Origin of the sequence: Geoalkalibacter sp. (assembly GCF_030604225.1) — a bacterium.
GTDB lineage: Bacteria > Desulfobacterota > Desulfuromonadia > Desulfuromonadales > Geoalkalibacteraceae > Geoalkalibacter.
On record NZ_JAUVWH010000068.1, the window covers coordinates 1 to 16,099 of the forward strand.

Annotated in this window: 13 protein-coding genes and 1 pseudogene; 6 read left to right on the forward strand and 8 right to left on the reverse strand. The window is 63.8% G+C overall.

Features of this window, described 5'->3' with window-relative positions:
* Both QAT43_RS08870 and QAT43_RS08875 read right to left on the reverse strand, forming a co-directional pair.
* A pseudogene (locus QAT43_RS08870) lies at nucleotides 1-617 on the reverse strand (hypothetical protein); the annotation flags it as partial.
* Nucleotides 618-646: 29 nt separating this feature from the next.
* Nucleotides 647-1,981 carry a radical SAM protein gene (locus tag QAT43_RS08875; protein ID WP_305042702.1) on the reverse strand — a complete coding sequence of 445 codons (1,335 nt, stop codon included), beginning with the start codon at nucleotides 1,979-1,981 and terminating at the stop codon, nucleotides 647-649.
* Between the two features lie 131 nt (nucleotides 1,982-2,112).
* Here QAT43_RS08875 and QAT43_RS08880 point away from each other — a divergent pair, with 131 nt between their 5' ends.
* From QAT43_RS08880 to QAT43_RS08890, 3 genes are all read left to right on the forward strand, one after another.
* Nucleotides 2,113-3,819 carry a B12-binding domain-containing radical SAM protein gene (locus QAT43_RS08880; RefSeq protein ID WP_305042703.1) on the forward strand — a complete coding sequence of 569 codons (1,707 nt, stop codon included), beginning with the start codon at nucleotides 2,113-2,115 and terminating at the stop codon, nucleotides 3,817-3,819.
* Between the two features lie 142 nt (nucleotides 3,820-3,961).
* Complete coding sequence (locus QAT43_RS08885; protein ID WP_305042704.1) at nucleotides 3,962-5,746, forward strand: methyl-accepting chemotaxis protein; 1,785 nt, start codon at nucleotides 3,962-3,964, stop codon at nucleotides 5,744-5,746.
* Between the two features lie 104 nt (nucleotides 5,747-5,850).
* On the forward strand, nucleotides 5,851-7,527 hold the full coding sequence (locus QAT43_RS08890; protein ID WP_305042705.1) for a sensor domain-containing diguanylate cyclase: 1,677 nt from the start codon (nucleotides 5,851-5,853) through the stop codon (nucleotides 7,525-7,527).
* Nucleotides 7,528-7,560: 33 nt separating this feature from the next.
* Here QAT43_RS08890 and QAT43_RS08895 read toward each other — a convergent pair whose 3' ends face one another.
* Nucleotides 7,561-9,261 carry a DUF6178 family protein gene (locus tag QAT43_RS08895; protein ID WP_305042706.1) on the reverse strand — a complete coding sequence of 567 codons (1,701 nt, stop codon included), beginning with the start codon at nucleotides 9,259-9,261 and terminating at the stop codon, nucleotides 7,561-7,563.
* 88 nt (nucleotides 9,262-9,349) lie between these two features.
* Nucleotides 9,350-11,044: a cation:proton antiporter domain-containing protein gene (locus tag QAT43_RS08900; RefSeq protein ID WP_305042707.1), complete on the reverse strand. Its 1,695-nt coding sequence runs from the start codon at nucleotides 11,042-11,044 to the stop codon at nucleotides 9,350-9,352.
* Nucleotides 11,045-11,208: 164 nt separating this feature from the next.
* Between QAT43_RS08900 and QAT43_RS08905 the strand changes: the two genes are divergently transcribed.
* Together QAT43_RS08905 and QAT43_RS08910 are read left to right on the forward strand one after the other, a co-directional pair.
* The gene (locus tag QAT43_RS08905) at nucleotides 11,209-12,363 is read left to right on the forward strand and encodes a sensor histidine kinase (protein ID WP_305042708.1); all 1,155 of its coding nucleotides are present in this window, start codon (nucleotides 11,209-11,211) and stop codon (nucleotides 12,361-12,363) included.
* Nucleotides 12,364-12,539: 176 nt separating this feature from the next.
* Nucleotides 12,540-13,730: an OmpA family protein gene (locus tag QAT43_RS08910; RefSeq protein ID WP_305042709.1), complete on the forward strand. Its 1,191-nt coding sequence runs from the start codon at nucleotides 12,540-12,542 to the stop codon at nucleotides 13,728-13,730.
* Nucleotides 13,731-13,813: 83 nt separating this feature from the next.
* Here QAT43_RS08910 and QAT43_RS08915 read toward each other — a convergent pair whose 3' ends face one another.
* Together QAT43_RS08915 and QAT43_RS08920 are read right to left on the reverse strand one after the other, a co-directional pair.
* A complete protein-coding gene (locus QAT43_RS08915; protein ID WP_305042710.1) occupies nucleotides 13,814-14,422 on the reverse strand; it encodes a class I SAM-dependent methyltransferase in 609 nt (202 codons plus the stop codon).
* Entirely contained in the window at nucleotides 14,419-14,898 is a 480-nt protein-coding gene (locus tag QAT43_RS08920; RefSeq protein WP_305042711.1) for a tellurite resistance TerB family protein, read from the reverse strand. The genes QAT43_RS08915 and QAT43_RS08920 overlap by 4 nt, the downstream gene beginning before the upstream one ends.
* Before the next feature lie 284 nt (nucleotides 14,899-15,182).
* Here QAT43_RS08920 and QAT43_RS08925 point away from each other — a divergent pair, with 284 nt between their 5' ends.
* The gene (locus QAT43_RS08925) at nucleotides 15,183-15,587 is read left to right on the forward strand and encodes a hypothetical protein (protein WP_305042712.1); all 405 of its coding nucleotides are present in this window, start codon (nucleotides 15,183-15,185) and stop codon (nucleotides 15,585-15,587) included.
* Nucleotides 15,588-15,618: 31 nt separating this feature from the next.
* On the opposite strand, the gene QAT43_RS08930 is transcribed toward QAT43_RS08925, so the two are convergent.
* The gene (locus QAT43_RS08930) at nucleotides 15,619-15,762 is read right to left on the reverse strand and encodes a hypothetical protein (RefSeq protein WP_305042713.1); all 144 of its coding nucleotides are present in this window, start codon (nucleotides 15,760-15,762) and stop codon (nucleotides 15,619-15,621) included.
* Between the two features lie 89 nt (nucleotides 15,763-15,851).
* The gene (locus tag QAT43_RS08935; protein WP_305042714.1) at nucleotides 15,852-16,052 is read right to left on the reverse strand and encodes a cold-shock protein; all 201 of its coding nucleotides are present in this window, start codon (nucleotides 16,050-16,052) and stop codon (nucleotides 15,852-15,854) included.
* Nucleotides 16,053-16,099 lie beyond the last annotated feature (47 nt).

Here is a 16,099-nt window from a genome sequence, read left to right on the forward strand (position 1 = left end):
AGATGGATTTGCTTGACCGGTCGGGCCAGCAGACGGGTAAACAGAAACACCAGCAGCAGCGTCAGCAGCACCAGCCCCAGGGAGGTCCACAACAGCAGGATCTGCATGCGGTCGGCATGGGCCTGCATGACCTCGACCTCCTGCACGATCAGATCGTAGCTGTTGAAGTACACCGACCTGGCCAGGTCATTGAGGGCGGCAAAAGGCGTGAGATCGGCCTGGGTGCCCCGCGGCTGTTCCAGTTCCGCGACGAGGGCCTCCGTATCGACGCGCAAGCGATCCAGGATCTGCTGCTGTTCGGCCACGGCCACCAGAGTGCGCAGATGGCGCAAGGACAGGACGAATTCGTCGCGTTTCTCCAGAACCTCGGCCAGCAGTTGGGGATCCTTGAGCACCTGGTAGTGCCGGGATTTGCGCTCCAGGTCGACCAGCCGCTCCAGCAGGATGCGTCCGCCGTCCGTGGCCGCCACGGAGCGATAGATGGCCTCGGTGCCCCTGTCCACCAGGCGCGTCACGGAAATTTCCGCGGCGATCATGGTCACCAGCAGCGGCATGAGCACCACGGCAAAGCCGATCAGAATCAGCACCTGGAAGGATTTGGGGCGCAGCAGGCTCATGTCTCGATCCTTGCCCAACGGGGGTCGTTTCAGGCGCCCAGGGGCCAATCCTGTTCAAAACCCGGCGGGTAGAACGTCTCCCGCGTGCGATTGAAATAGCCGTACTGCAAACGCGGAACGCGCTGCTTGACCTGATCCATCATGGCCTTCATGCCCAGCCCCGGTCCTGGTTCGCCCATGGCCTGCCAATAGAGCTGCGGATCGATGCTGAGATTGCGCAACTGGACCAGATCGACGTCGAGTTTATCCACCAGGCGCACCAAGGCCTCGATTTCCTCGGGTTGATCGCTCACCCCGGGAAACACCAGGTAGTTGATCATGGTGAACAGCCCCCCGGCCTTGGCGCGGCGCAGGGATTCGATCACGTCGGCAAAGCCGTAGCCGCGCGGGCGGTGATAGGCTTCGTAGAGGGCCGGTCGCACCGAGTTGAGGGAGATGCGGATGGAATCGAGACCGGCGTCGGCGAGCGCCGCCACGGCGTCGGGCAAGGACCCGTTGGTGTTGAGGTGAATGGTGCCGCGCGCGGTTTCGCGCCGCATGTGGCGCACCGCCTCGCCGATGCGTTCGGCCTGCAGGATGGGATCGCCCTCGCAGCCCTGCCCGAAGGAAACGATGGCATGTTGCGCCTGCTCCAGATGCGGCACGGCCACGCCGCGGATTTCCTCGACGGTCGGCACGAAGGCGATGCGCTCCTGGCTCGACGGACAGCATTCACTGGCCTCGGGCTGCAGGGACAGACAGCCGAGGCAGGAGGAATTGCACACCGGGGAGGTCGGCAGGGGCGCTTCCCAACGGCCGAAAAACAGATTCTTGGCCGCAAAACAGTGGTAGTCGATGGCGCAGCGCGCCAACTGCTCGAGCAGGCGGTTGCCCGGTTGCTCCGCCAGGCGCCTGCGCACCAGCGGGTCGAGCTTGCGGTCGTCGAAATGGCGCGGCTGCCACTGGGTGTTGCGGTCGACACGAGCCGCCGCAACGTAGAAGCGCTCTTCCTCCACGCACCAGCCTACCGCGGTATAGGCCCACAGGGGCAGGGTCATCTGCTTGCCGCCATAGTCGGCCGCGGGCAACAGCGTTCGGGTATAGGCCGGCGCCATGAAGGCGCACACCGCCTGGATGGTTCCGCCGCCCCAGTTGCGCGGCAGGCGCGTGGCCGGAGCAAACGCGTTTTGCCGCGGGTCATAACCCACCGGCGGCAACCCCGGCAGGGTGAACAAGCGACTGCCCTCGGGCAGGGGGATGAGCTCATCGACGCGCGGCAGACAGGGCGTCATGCCGTTCATGCCCGCCATGCGCAGAAAGGGATGTTCGAAAACCTCACCTTTTTCGTCGGCCACCACGGCGAGAAACGTCTTGCCGTTTTTCATGAATACTACCTCACGATTCAGCGAACTTCAAACCTCTTGTAAAACATTCTATAGTACCTGCGTTCGCGCCCCCAAGTTAAGAGGTAATTTTTCCCTTCACCCTCGCCTCGGCCTTCGCTATGCTTGCCGGTATGCGCACCCTGCTTGTCACTCTGCACAGTAAATTCATCCACGCCAGCCTCGCCCTGCCCTATCTGGCCGCCTATTGCGGCACGACCCGCGGTGAACCGCGGATCCGCGAACACACCGTCCACGAGCCGCGCGAGCAGGTGCTGGCCGCCCTGCTGGCCGAGGAACCTGAGGTCATTGCCTTTTCCGTCTACCTGTGGAATCGGCGCGAAACCCTCGATCTCATCGATGCCCTGCATGCGGCCCGCCCCGAGGTGCGCTGCGTTGTCGGCGGCCCGGAAATCTCCTTCGACGGCCCAGAGCTCTTCGCCGCGCACCCCGGCCTCGCCGCCCTGGTGCGGGGCGAGGGGGAAATTCCCCTGCGCGGCCTGCTCGCAGCCTGGCAGCAAAAAGTCCGTCCCTTGGGAGTGCCGCGCCTGGCCTGGCGCGACGGCGAAAGCGTCGTGGAAGGTCCAGATGGGCCACCCCTGGCGGATCTCGACGCCATCCCCTCGCCTTTTGCCGCCGGATTGGTCGATCTGTCCCGCGGCCTGGTCTACTACGAAACCAGCCGCGGCTGTCCCTACACCTGCGCCTTCTGCATGAGTGCCCTGGACGCGAGCGTGCGCTCCTTCTCGCGAGAGCGCATCGCGGCCGACCTCGGCCTGCTCATGGCGCGCGAAGTCGCCACCATCAAGCTCGTCGATCGCACCTTCAATTACGATGCGGCACGCGCGCGGGAGATCTTCCGTTTTATTCTGAGGCACAACCGCGCCAGCCGGTTTCACTTTGAAATCGGCGCGCACTTGCTCGACGAGGACACTCTGCGCCTGCTGGAGCAGGTGCCGCCCGGGCTGTTCCAGTTCGAAATCGGCGTTCAGTCGACCCTGCCCGCCACCCTGGCGGCCGTGAACCGCCGCGCCGACCTGCGGCGCCTGGCCGCCAACGTCGCGCGCCTGCGCCGCGCGGGCAACATCCATCTACACCTCGATCTGATCGCGGGCTTGCCCGGCGAGAGTTACCACGAGTTCCTCGCCTCCCTCGACCAGGTGGCCGCCCTGCGCCCCCATCACCTGCAGGTGGAAGCGGTGAAGCTGTTGCCCGGCTCGCCCCTGCGCGCCCAGGCGCGCGACCTGGGCCTGCGCCATGATCCCAATCCGCCCTATCGCGTGCTCGAGACCCCGCACCTGAGCTTTGCCGAACTGGAAAAGTTGCGCGGCCTCGGCCGCCTGCTGGATCTCACCTGGAATAGCGGCCGCATGCCGGGCTTTCTGGAGGGCCTCGCCCAGGCCCACGGAACCCTCGGCGCCGCCCTGGACCATCTCGACAGCTACTGGCGGCAACAGGGCCTGCACGGTCAGCCCCTCTCCCTGCGCGGGCTCTTCGAGGCCCTGGACGCCTATCTGCAAAACACCTGCGCGCCCCCCCTGGGGTTGCAGCTGCGCGACCTGCTGGCCCGCGATTACGCGCGCCGCGAACGCGTCGTCGCGACCAGTGCGCCGCCCTTTTTCGACCTGAGCCTCGATGCCGCGGAACTTGCCGAAATCAGCCGGCGGGTGCGCGACGCCGGCGCCGCGCTGCGCGGCCAAGGCGTCAAGCTGCAATATTTTGCCGCGGTCTTTCACCACCTGCCCGACTCCCCCGGCCGCACCCCCCTGCTGTTTCTCTACGAAACCCGCACCGGCGCGGGCCTAAGCGTCAAAGAGCAGCCCCTTTACCGACCCGCCTGAAAAAAATTTCCGATCCGAAAAAACAATGTTTGATTTTTGGCTTTAGCGATGCTAGAGTCTGATAATTAGACTTTCCACATCTTGCGGCCCACACTTGCTTCCATCTCGCCGAGGCAAAAGGCGCCGCCAGGGAGCAATCCTCATGAACAGCCTGAAAACCCTTTATCAGTTTCTGGAAGAGTGCTTCTTCAACTCCGTGGGCAAAAAGCTTGCCGGCAATCTGGCATTTTTGTTCCTCCTGCAGGCGGCGAGCCTGGGCGTGGTTCTTTTCTGGCTGCAGGCCGGTCTCGGCGCCCTGCCCCCCGGCGAGGCGGCAACCGCCCTCGCCGGCCTGCTCGACGGCGGCACCCGCCTGGCGCTGCTGCTGCTGGGCGGCTCCCTGGTGTTGTTCTTTCTCAACTTCTTGTTTTTGCGCTATCTCATTCGTCAGCCGGTGCGCGAGATCAACAAGGTGTTGGTGCAGATCGCCAGTGCCCAGGGCAATCTCTCCGCGCAGCTCAAAGCCACCAGCCGCGACGAGATCGGCGAGCTGGCCGACAACTGCAACGCGGCGCTGAAAAAATTGCGCGGCATGTTTCTGGAGGTGCGGCAGATGGGGGTGGGCATCGCGGTCAATGCCGCGCAGCTCGGCACCCGGGTGGACTCCGCGACGGGCAACGCCCGCCGTCAGGAGGAACTGGCCCAGGACATTTTCGCCAGCAGCAACGAATCCAAGGCCGCCCACGACGAGATCGCCGACCGCACCCAGCGCATCTGCACCTCGACCTCCCACAACCTCGAGGCGGCGCGCGGCACCGCCGCCGAACTGGCCGAGGTGGCGGACAACATCCATCGCATGGGCGAGCAGGTCAGCGACAATCTGCAAACCGTGGCGCGGCTCGACGAGGAATCCCAGCAGATCCAGAAAATCATCGCCCTGATCCGCTCCATTTCCGCCCAGACTTCCCTGTTGGCCCTCAATGCGGCCATCGAGGCGGCGCGCGCCGGACAGGCGGGCAAAGGATTCTCCATCGTCGCCGACGAGGTCAAGAAGCTGGCCGGGCAGGTCGACAAGGCCAGCACCGAGATCGAGGAGAAAGTCGGCGGCATGCTCGAACAGATCCGCATTTCCCTGGAGCAGTCGCGCGCCATCGGCACCTTTGCCCACCAGAGCCGCGCGGTGGTGAGCCGCGCCTGCGCGGGTTTTGAAACCATGGTGCGCGATTTCGAGGAAAACGATGCCCAGTTGCAGGGCATCAGCGCCTCGGTCGAGGAATTGTCGGCGGCCAACGAGGAAATCCACGCCAAGGTGGGCGCCATCAACCAGGCCAGTCGCGAGGTCGGCGGGCTCATGGGCGCGGCGGAGCGCGCCACGGCATCCCTTAAGCACACCACGGAGAATCTGCTTGAAGCCGTGGCCGGCTACCAGACTGGTGAAGGCGCCCTGGAAGGGGTGATCAGCCAGGCCGGCGCTTTTCGCGACCAGATCCGCAAACATCTGGAACAAATGCTCGACCAGGGCTACGACCTGTTCGATACCCGTTACCAGGCGGTGCCGGGCACCAACCCGCAGAAATATCGCACCAACTATGACGAGGCCTTCGCCCTGGCCCTGCAGCCCCTTTTCGACCAGGCGCTAGGCGCGCTGCCCGGCGGGGCCTTTGCCATCTGCGTCGACCGCAACGGCTACGCGCCCACCCACAACAGCCGCTATGCCCGGCCCCTCACCGGCGATCCCAAAACCGACCTCGCCAACAGCCGCGACAAGCGCTTGTTCAAGGACCCCACCGGCCTACGCGCCGCGCAGAACGACAAGCCGCTGCTGCTGCAGACCTATATGCGCGATACCGGCGAGGTGCTCTGTGATCTGTCCTTGCCCGTCCTGCTCGGCGGTCGTCCCTGGGGCAGCGTGCGCCTGGGCTTCAGCCCCAAGGTGCTGGTCGATTGATCTGAGCCGGCACCGGAGCCCGGCAATGTGCCGGCATCTTGTCAAGAAACGCGATTGCTTCTATAGTTGCCCCTGCGGCCTACCTGCCGCCGGAGTTGCCTGGCATGCGTTTGCAAACCCGGATCATCCTGCTGATGATCTTTTTTTTCCTGGTCTTCGTCCTGCTCGGCTCCGGCGCCACGCGCCTTTTGCTCGGGCCGATGCTGCTGGCCGCCGAGGAGGAAGTGGCGCGGGTGAATCTCATGCGCGTGGCCTCGGCGCTGCAGCGCGAATCGGAACACCTCGCCATCCTCATCAACGACTGGGCGCATTGGGACGAGACCTACCGCTTCGTGCAGGACCGCAACCGCAGCTTTCAGGTGACCAGCCTCTCGGACGTCACCCTGGCGAAAGCGCGCCTCGACCTGCTACTGTTCATCAACAACCAGGGTGAGGTCATCTGGGCGCGCCAGCGCGACCATATCACCGGCAGCGAGCTTGACTTGCCGCGCCTACCCACCAGCCGCTGGCCGGCGAATCACCCCCTGCTCGATTTCAACGACCTGCAGGACATCCATGCCGGGATTCTCGCCACCCGCCTCGGGCCCCTGCAGATCGCCGCCGCGCCGATTCTCACCAGCATGGGACATGGCCCGCGCCAGGGCACGGTCATTCTCGGCCGCCTGCTCGGCAGCGGCGAGATCAGCCGCCTGGTGGAACAGACCCGCGTCAACTTTCAGCTCTGGCGCGCCGAGGACCGGCCCTTGCCCGCCGACGCCCTGCTCCTGGCCAACCACCTCGACAGCGGACTGGCCTTTCCCGAACTGCGCGCCCTGCACCAGAGCCCCGAATTCAGCGGCATCCTCGCCGGCAACGCCAGCCTGGGCGAGCCGTCCTTCTACCGCGACCCCGAATATCCGCGGATGCTCAGCGTCCTCGCCCATTACCCGGACATCTACGGCGAACCGAGCCTGCTGCTCGAAATGCGCTTTCCGCGCCTGCTGCAACAGCTCAGCGAGCGCATCTCGCTGTTGGTCTTCACCTGCCTGGCCCTGGTCGGCGCCCTGTTCTCCCTGGCCCATCTCGGCATTATCCGCCGGCTGGTGACCCGCCCCATCGCCCGCCTGCAGGAGCACATCACCGAAATTCACGCCGGCGAGAGCCTCTCGGCGCGCATCCATCTCCAAGGAAGCGATGAACTGGGTCAGTTGGCGCAAGCCTACAACCGCATGCTGGAGCGCCTGGAAATCGATCGCGAAAAGCTCGTGCAAACCGAGGCCGAATTGCGCCGCAGCGAGAAAAAATTTCGCGCCCTGTCCATCCGCGACGACCTCACTGGTCTCTACAACGCCCGTTATCTCTACCAGGGGCTGCGCCGGCACTTCGAGAAATGCGCCGCGGACGGGCGCCCCCTGGCCCTGCTCTTCATCGACATCGACCGCTTCAAGCAGGTGGTCGACAAGCATGGGCATATCCTGGGAAGTCAGGCGATTCGCGAGGTGGCGCAGACACTGGCGTCCTGCCTGGACAAACCGGCCTTTGCCGTCGCCTACGGGGGGGATGAATACGTGGTGGTGCTGCCCGGAGCGGATCGGCGCGCGGCCATGGCCAAGGCCGAGGAAATGCGCGCGCGCATGGCCCAGACCAGCTACCTGACCGAGCACGGCGCCGACGTGCGCCTGACCTGCAGCTTCGGTGTCGCCAGCTATCCCGAGGACGCCAAGGACCTCGAAGGGCTGCTGGCCATCGCCGACAGTTCCCTATTCTACGTCAAAAGCCGCGGCCGCGACGGCGTGGCCTGACGCCCAGCGCCGCCGCGCGCCGCAAGGCCCCGGTTAATCATCCAACCGCAGAATCAGCCCGCCGACAAAGCGCGGATCGAGCGCCGCGCGTCCCAGGGCACAGAATCCTTCCGCCCACAGGTCAAGACAATACCCGGCAAAATCCCCGCCGCCCGCAACCAGGGCTTGCGCCCAGGCCAGGGTTTCGTCTCGCAGTCGGGGACGCACCCCGCCGCCCTCGGCCACCAGTTCCCAGAGACGTTCCAGTTCCTTCGCCGGAAATGCCGCGGGCGTGAAATCGCGCCCCAGCAGCTGATTGGCGAGAGCCGTGAGAAACAGATCGGAGAGGGCCAGGTCCTCGGCCCGAGCGGGGATGCACCCCTCCAGATCCCAGCTTCCCGGATCGGGCAGGGCAAAACCCAGACGGCCGTCGAACAGCAGAACCTGCGCTTCGAGCCGCGCCAGCCAGCGGTCGCAGGCGCGCACTTCTTCCAGGGTGGCGAAGGGCCGCTCCCCGGCACGCGCCGCGTCCACCGCCCCGATATAGAGCCGGGGCCGTTTGCGGCAGAGAGCATCGACCAGGGCGCGAAAAGGCGCATCCAGATAAAAGGCCTGGGGAGTGGCGCGGATGGTCTCGGCGCGTTTTTTCAAGTCGAGGGTCAGACTCAGCCCCAGACGGAACAAGTACTCGAAATAGCAGGTGTCGAAACAGTGGAGGGCTTTTTCAAAATCCGGCCCCGCCAGGTATTCCAGGGCGATATTGAGATAACGGTAGACTTCGCCCATGGCCTCGCTCACCTGCTCGACATCGCCCACGTCGACGCGCTCGGCGATCATCGTCTTGTTGATCAGGTAGGTGAGCTCCCAACAGGCATCGGGCTCCAGACCGCGGGACAGGATCTCTCCCAGCAGCCGCCCGGGCGCCCGGGCGAGGAAAAAACCCGGTGCCGCCACGCCCTCCTCGCCGGGCTGGAAAGGCACCTTGGCGCGACTCTCCGGGGAAAAACGCGCGGGATCGAGGTAGGCATATACCCCCAGGGCCTCGAAAGGCTCGGGAAAGCCGCGGTCCTGCAGCCGCGCGCCGCGCGCCGTGAAGGCCGCCTCCTCGATTTCGGCACCGGTCTCGTTGCGCACCGCTTCCATGAGCAGCAGGTAGAAATCGCGCTCGCGGCGATAGAGAATATCGAGAAAGTAGCCGACGATCTTGGCGCTTTCCGAGTCGGCGAAATCCATCTCATAGATGCGATCCGAGCGCCCGTCGGCGAGGGCGTCCTCGTCGGTGAGCGATTCGAGTCCGCGGGTGATGGTGATGAACTGGCGCATCATCAGGGTCAACAGCTCGAAGTCCATCTCCGTCGCGGTGGCGGCGACCTTCTCCTCCCCCGTTTCGAGCAACATGGCCAGCCATTCCAGGGTAGGCCGCGCCGCCAGGCTTTGCCCCCGCCACAAATCCAGATCGAAGAAGGTGGTCATCTGCTCGGTGGTCGCCAGGGCCAGCAGCTCGATGCAGTCCTCGATGCCCAGCTCCTTGATGAGCAGATAGACCTCCTGGGAGGGCAACCGGCGAACCAGTTCCTCAGCGTCGCGCGCGGCGAGAATCAGACGGTATTTTTGCTTGCCGACGGCCTGGCGCACGTCGCGCAGGCGCTCCTCGAAAGTCAAGGCGTTGCCGGCCTCGGAAGCGCGCCGAGGCGCCGGGGAAACCAGGGAAAGGGACGGTTTTTCAGGACGGCCGGAGGGATCCTTGGGAGTCATCGAGACATACCTTTGCTTTGGGATGGATAAAACCGGATTTGCCACTTTAATGCAGGCGGGTGGGGCGGACAAGCCCCGGCGCGGGGCACTAGCGCTCCCCGGAACTTTTGACCAGGGCGAGAAACTCCGTCAGGTTGCTGACCTCCAGGGCCGCCTGACGAAACTCCCGCCGGCGGAAGGTGCGGGCAATGTCGGCGAGGATCTCGACCTGGGCGCCATTATCCTCCTCGGGAGTCAGGATTAGCACAATGAACTGGGCCGGCTTGCTGTCCGGGGCGTCGAAATCGATGCCCCCGGCGCTAAGCCCCAGGGCCACCACCGGATGGCTCAAGCCGGGCAAGCGCGCGTGGGGCACCGCGACGCCGTTGCCCAGGCCCGTGGGCATGAGTCGCTCGCGGGCCAGCACCGCTTCGATGATGCTCTCGGGGCGAATCCCGTCCAGAGTGCCGAGGGTGGTGGCCAGTTCCACGATGGCCTGGTCCCGCACGCGGCCCTCAAGGCGCACCAGGGCGCGCGCCGGCAAATAATTGATGAAGCGGCGGGGCTTTTTCAGGCGCAGGATGTGCTGCATGGCCGGCCCGCTCATCAGCGAGGTGAGGATCGCCATGATGACCAGCGCCACGAACAGCGGCTCGCTGATGAGCCCGACACGCAGCGCCAGCAGCCCGAGAATGATTTCCATCGCGCCGCGCGCGTTCATGCCGAAGCCGATGGCCCAGGATTCGCGGTGGGAGAGCCCCGCCAGGCGGCCGCCGAAACCGCAGCCCAGCACCTTGCCGAGACAGGCGATGACCAGCACCACCACGACCAGCAGCGGATCGAAATGGTCGATGAAATTGACCTTCAGGCCGATGGAGGCAAAAAACAGGGGCGCAAAGAAAAAGGACACGAACTGGTCAATGACGCCGCGGATGCGCTCACGAAAATGGGGGGTGTCGCCCATGGCCACGCCCACCAGGAAACTGCCGAAAATGGCGTGCACCCCGATCCACTCCGTGAAGGCGGCCCCGAGCAGCGCCACGGACAGGGTAAAGCCCAGCTGCCCGCCGGGCCAGCTGGCATGCGCCTGAATCCAGGGCAGCATGCGATGGATGGACCAGCGCGCCACCGTGAGCATCAGCACCGTGAAGAGCAGGGTCAGGCCAATGGTGGTGCCGATGGAAAAGGCGGCGCTGCCCGTCACCCCCAGCATGCCCAGGATGACGGCGAAGATGATCCAGCCGATGAGATCGTTGAAAACCGCCGCCGCCACGATCATCATACCCAAGTCGCTGCGGTAGAGATCCAGGTCCATGAGGGTTTTGGCGATGACCGGCAGGGCCGAAATGGAGAGGGCGGTGGCGATGAACAAGGCGAAGATCAAGGGCGGGGTGGCGCTGTCGCGACCCATGAGTTCGGGAAGGTACCAGGCGGCGGCAAAGCCCGTGGCGAAGGGAAAGATGATGCCGCCCAGACCCACGGTGGTCACCGCCCGCCCCTGGCGCCAGACCGTGGAGATGTCGGCTTCCATGCCCGCCACCAGCAAAAACAGGACGATGGCCAGGGTGACGATGCCGTCGAGCAACAACGCGCCGCCGCCGCTGCGCGGAAACAGCAGGCTGCTCAGTTCCGGCGCGAGGGTTCCCAGCACCGTCGGGCCAAGCAGGATGCCGGCGGAAATCTCGCCGAACACGGCGGGCAGTTGAAAGCGCCGCGCCACCTCGCCGAGCAGGCGCGCGGCGGCAAGCAGCACGCCGAGCCCGGCCAGCAGGACCGTGACTTCCTGGTGACTCAGCCCTTCCATGCCCTACCCTCCCCAAAGTGCCGCAGGCCTTTAAGGCCAAAGAAAATGTCCGTCTTCCGTCGCAAACCCGCTTCCTGCCTCCGCCAGATTCAATCCGCCTCCCAGGGTTGACAGCCCCCCCGCTCCCCACGTAAAAATGACACAATCCACGGAGAAAATAAAACATGGAAATGCAGCAACCCGGCACCTGCCATGCGCCGAGCGAACGCGCCGGCCACCATCAAATCGCCAGTGAGGCCGCGCTCTTCGCCCAGCGCTCCCTCACCCGTGAGCTGCTCGACGCCGTTCCCACCCTCCTTGCCGTTCTCAACCCGCAACGGCAGATCGTCTTCAGCAACCGTGCCCTGCTCACCTTTCTCGCCGCCACCGACGAGACGACGGGACTTGGCCTGCGCCCGGGCGAACTGTTCGGTTGTGTCAATGCCCGGATCATGCCCGGCGGCTGCGGGACAGCCGAGGCCTGCCGTCATTGCGGAGCGGTCAACGCCATCCTCGCCGGCCTGGCCGGCCGGGGCGACGCGCAGGAATACCGCCTGACCAGCGAGCACCAGGGGCGGCACGAGGCCCTTGACCTGCGCATTCATACCACCCCCTTCGTTCACCAGGAACAGCAATTCGTTCTTTTCGCCATTGAAAATCTCAGCCACCAGAAGCGCCGCGCCGCCCTGGAGCATATATTCTTTCACGACATCCTCAATCTGGCGGGAAGCGTCAAAAGCTTCTCCGAACTCCTTGCCCAACATCCCGCCGATCCCGAACTGCCGGAAATTCTTCAGCTCATCAATTCCGCCGCATCGCAGATCGTCGATGAGATCCACGCCCAGCGCATGCTGCTCGCCGCCGAGAACCGCGAACTGCAGATCGCTCCCAGCACCCTCAACGCCCGCGCTCTGATCCGCCAGGCGGCCGAGATCTATCAGCGCCACCCCGTGGCCATGGATAAAGACATTCGCATCGATGATGGTCCTGAAGACCTGTGGTTCGTCAGCGATGCCGCGCTGCTCGGCCGGGTGCTGGGCAACATGACGAAAAATGCCCTGGAGGCCTGCCGGGCCCGGCAAACCGTGACCCTCGGCTGCCGCCGCCAGGACGAGGGGATGCTGTTTTGGGTCCACAATCCCGGGGTCATTCCCCAACAGGTTCAGCCGCACCTGTTTCAGCGCTCCTTTTCCACCAAGGGCCAGGGGCGAGGCCTGGGCACCTACAGCATGCGCCTGCTGACCGAGGATTACCTGGCCGGCGCCCTGACCTTTACCTCCTCCGCCGAAAACGGCACGACCTTCCAAGCCTTTTTCCCTCTTTCTCTTTCCGACACCTAAGAAACCACTCCTGTTTTTCACCTCCCCTTCGGCGAAGCCGCCTGCCAAGAAATTTTTCCCATTAAATTGAAAAACGGCTTGCAGGTGATATAACTTGCCTATAATATTCGTGTCCGGCTTTTCATGAGGCCGGATCCCAAACATCGGCATGACGTTTTTCATCCAGGAGGTCAAACATGAGAAAAACAACCCTCACCACGCTCGGGCTCTTCCTGATCGCCGGCCTTTTCGCCGGCTGCGCGGGACTCAAGGCCGACAAGCAACCCACGGAATTCACCCCCGCCAACTTCGCCGCCGGCCAGTATGACGCCAAGGTGAACAACTTTCAGGTGATCCTGGATGCCTCCATGACCATGGGCACCCCCGCCCAGCGCGACCTGCAAAGCGCCAAAAACCTGGCATCCGCCATCAACCGCAGCATTCCCGCCGACCTGGCCCTCAACGGCGGCCTGCGCAGCTTCGGTCACAGCGACCGCCAGTCCCCGAATCTCACCGACCTGGTCTACGGCATGACCAGCCATACCCAAAGCGGTTTCCAGCAGGGCCTGGACAAAATCAAATACGCCGGCGGCAACAGCCCGCTGGGCGCCGCCCTGCTCGCCGCCGGCCAGGATCTCGCCGGCACCCAGGGCAAATCGGCGATCATCGTCATCAGCGATGGTCTGCAGATGGAAGACGCCCCCGCCGCCGCCAAGAAAATCAAGGCCGAAATGGGTGATCGCCTGTGCATCTACACCATCGCCATCGGCGACAGCGCCGCCGGCCGTCAGCTGCTGGAAAAAGTCGCTCAGGCCGGTGAGTGCGGCTCCGCCACCACCGATGCCGCGCTGATCTCCCAGGCCGGCATGGCCTCCTTCGTCGAAACCGTGTTCCTCACGCCCAAGGCTGTCGCCGCCCCGGCTCCGGCCCCCGCCGTGGCCATTATCGACAGCGACGGCGACGGCGTGCCCGATCACCTCGACCAGTGCCCCGACACCCCGCGCGGCGTGATCGTCGATGAGCGTGGTTGCCCCATCGAACTCAAGCTCCACATCGAATTCGACTTCGACAAGGCCGACATCCGTCCGCGGCACAAGGCCGACATCGACCGCGCCGCTGCATTCATCCGGCAGTATCCCCAGGTGCCCTACATCCTCATCGCCGGGCACACCGACAGCATCGGCACCGACGCCTACAACCAGAAACTCTCCGAGCGCCGCGCCAATGCGGTGCGCGACGCCCTGATCAAGCAGCACGGCATCGACGCCAAGCGCCTGGTGGCCCGCGGCTACGGCGAAAGCCAGCCCATCGCCACCAATGACACCCCCGAAGGGCGCCAGCACAACCGCCGCGTTGAACTGATTTGCTGCGTGGTGATTCCCCAGTAGTCCAGATTTATTGACCTACCGACCAAAAACAGCAAGGGCCGGAGAATTTCCGGCCCTTGCTGTTTGGTGCCCACATTATTTTTTCATGCGCCCCGCTTGTGCGCCACCCAGAGGCGCGGCGCCTCGCGGTAATTGGCCGCGGACAGAGCCAGCACCTCAAAGTCATTGGGCGGCAACGCCGCCAGCAGGCTCGCCACGGCCTGCGTTTCCTCGCGACCGCCGGCATGGCCGGGATAGGCGATGACCGCCAGTCGCCCGCCAGGCAAAAGCTGAGCGAGGCTTGCGTCCAGGGCCGCCAGGGTCGTTTCGCGCCGCGTGACCAGACTCCGGTCGCCACCCGGCAGATACCCCAGATTGGCTACCACCGCGCGAGGTCCCTCGGCCAGACAACGCCCTACCTGCTCGTGGCCGGCCTCGACAAGCCGGACACCGGGATCCGCGCCAAGGGTCTCCACCTTGGAAAAAAACACCGGTGCACCCTCCTCCCTGAGCCGTTTTGCCGTATTGTTGAGCGCCGCCGCCTGCACATCGAAGGCCAAAACCCGTCCCAACGGCGCCACCCGGCGCCAGAGAAAAAGGCTGTCCCAACCGTTGCCGGCGGTCAGATCCACCGCCAAATCGCCGCTCACGAGCACCTCCGCGAGCAGCCGATGGGCCCAAGCCGTCAGGCTGGTGAAAGGGACGCTGCTCAAAGGCCCGCGCCGTCGGGTTCCGATCGCTCTCGCTGCACCCGCAGCTTGGCCTCGATCATCTGCCGGTGAGAGAGACGCAGCAGACTGGTCAACTGGCGCATCAGCGCTTCCTCATGGCTGTCCAGGTGTCCATCGGCATAAATCACCCGCCACAGATTTTCCAGAACCGCAAGCTTTTGTTCCCCGCTGAAATTCTCGTTAACTTCTCGGGTGAACTGATAGAGATCGAAGCTCTCGCGCCTGACCCGTTCTGCAAGATCCATCAATTCGGCGGTCGCTTGGGGCGAGAGGGCGAACTTGTCCGAGAGGATGTTCTCCACCAGGCGCAACTCCACCTCGCGCAGCCTTTCATCGGCATGAGCCGCCTCCAGCAGCAGCACGCAGGTGGCCACCTGCACGGGCTCGCCCACATTCCTTGCCTCGCCCTGCTCCACCGCGGCAGGCCGCAGAAGTTTTTTCAGCACATCAAAAACCATGGGTCCGTCCTTTCCTCAAACATGCCCGTCGAAAAATCGCGCCATTATCGGAGTCCCCGGCGCCGCCTGTCAACCAGGGTATCTTTTCCTTCGCAAACGGTGTACTATGCATTCATATTCTTTTCTTCTCGACCTTCCGCAAACACCATCGTCCTTCACGCCACACGGAGATGCAGCTACGGCGTGGGGATATCTTTCTTGTCCGTCGACCTCACGCCTGTCCCTGGATTCCAGCGATCTCCCTGGCTATCTTCGGCTCGCCCATCCATTTAGGGAGCACGTCCATGGAAAATCTCGCCATTTCGGTTGGGGATGCGATCGAAGCCCGTTGCACCAAGTGCCAAAAAAATACCCTTCATGTTATTCTCAGCCTGGCTGAAAAGGCGCCGGAAAATGTGCGGTGCCCGAAATGCGGACGTGAGCACAAATATCGTCCTCCCACGAAGACCAAGGATCCCGAGAGTCGCAGGGTCATATCCCAGCAAAAAGCCGAGCACCGGGAATGGGAAGACCTGCGGGAAAGCATGAACAGCGACGCCGCCAGGGACTATTCCATGACCGGAGCTTACAAGGTCAAATCCCTGATCAACCACCCCGTCTTCGGTGTCGGCCTGGTGCAGCGCCTGGTCGGGTCGCAAAAGATGGAAGTTCTCTTTGAAGGCGGCAAGAAGATGATGCGCTGCAAATGAGATCGGTAGTTCCGCCGTTGCTGGCAGGGGGCTACTCTTCCGGATTCGGTTCCGCTGTTTCCTGGGACGCGTCGAGAGGGGGCTCGAGTTTGCGCTTTTTCTTTTCGTCTTGTTTCGCCTTCTTGGCGATTTCTTTCTGGCGTTTCTCGAAACCGTAGTTGGGTTTTCTGGCCATTCGACCGTCCTTTCCGTTTTTCGCGAAAGAAAAAGAGCCCCGCAAGAATTCGCGGGGCTCTTTCGCATGCGCTCTGAAAATCTAGAGTATTAGATTTTACGCACGTTGGCCGACTGCGGACCTTTTTGGCCTTGCGTGACCTCAAAGTTCACACGGTCGCCCTCGGCGAGGGATTTAAAGCCGTTGCCTTGAATTTCGGAAAAGTGGACGAACACGTCAGGTCCGCTGTCCTGCTCAATAAAACCAAAACCCTTCGCGTCGTTGAACCACTTCACTGTACCTTCAGCCATCTTTGTCTCCATGTTCCTTGGTTGGAACTTTTGGGTGTGTAACTTTC

What these genes read in the sequence shown, in the direction of transcription:
- QAT43_RS08905 (WP_305042708.1), top strand. Translation starts at nt 11,209, where the DNA reads ATGGAAATGCAGCAACCCGGCACCTGCCATGCGCCGAGCGAACGCGCC.
- QAT43_RS08895 (WP_305042706.1), bottom strand. Translation starts at nt 9,261, where the DNA reads ATGACTCCCAAGGATCCCTCCGGCCGTCCTGAAAAACCGTCCCTTTCC.
- QAT43_RS08885 (WP_305042704.1), top strand. Translation starts at nt 3,962, where the DNA reads ATGAACAGCCTGAAAACCCTTTATCAGTTTCTGGAAGAGTGCTTCTTC.
- QAT43_RS08900 (WP_305042707.1), bottom strand. Translation starts at nt 11,044, where the DNA reads ATGGAAGGGCTGAGTCACCAGGAAGTCACGGTCCTGCTGGCCGGGCTC.
- QAT43_RS08920 (WP_305042711.1), bottom strand. Translation starts at nt 14,898, where the DNA reads ATGGTTTTTGATGTGCTGAAAAAACTTCTGCGGCCTGCCGCGGTGGAG.
- QAT43_RS08930 (WP_305042713.1), bottom strand. Translation starts at nt 15,762, where the DNA reads ATGGCCAGAAAACCCAACTACGGTTTCGAGAAACGCCAGAAAGAAATC.
- QAT43_RS08880 (WP_305042703.1), top strand. Translation starts at nt 2,113, where the DNA reads ATGCGCACCCTGCTTGTCACTCTGCACAGTAAATTCATCCACGCCAGC.
- QAT43_RS08875 (WP_305042702.1), bottom strand. Translation starts at nt 1,981, where the DNA reads ATGAAAAACGGCAAGACGTTTCTCGCCGTGGTGGCCGACGAAAAAGGT.
- QAT43_RS08910 (WP_305042709.1), top strand. Translation starts at nt 12,540, where the DNA reads ATGAGAAAAACAACCCTCACCACGCTCGGGCTCTTCCTGATCGCCGGC.
- QAT43_RS08925 (WP_305042712.1), top strand. Translation starts at nt 15,183, where the DNA reads ATGGAAAATCTCGCCATTTCGGTTGGGGATGCGATCGAAGCCCGTTGC.
- QAT43_RS08890 (WP_305042705.1), top strand. Translation starts at nt 5,851, where the DNA reads ATGCGTTTGCAAACCCGGATCATCCTGCTGATGATCTTTTTTTTCCTG.
- QAT43_RS08935 (WP_305042714.1), bottom strand. Translation starts at nt 16,052, where the DNA reads ATGGCTGAAGGTACAGTGAAGTGGTTCAACGACGCGAAGGGTTTTGGT.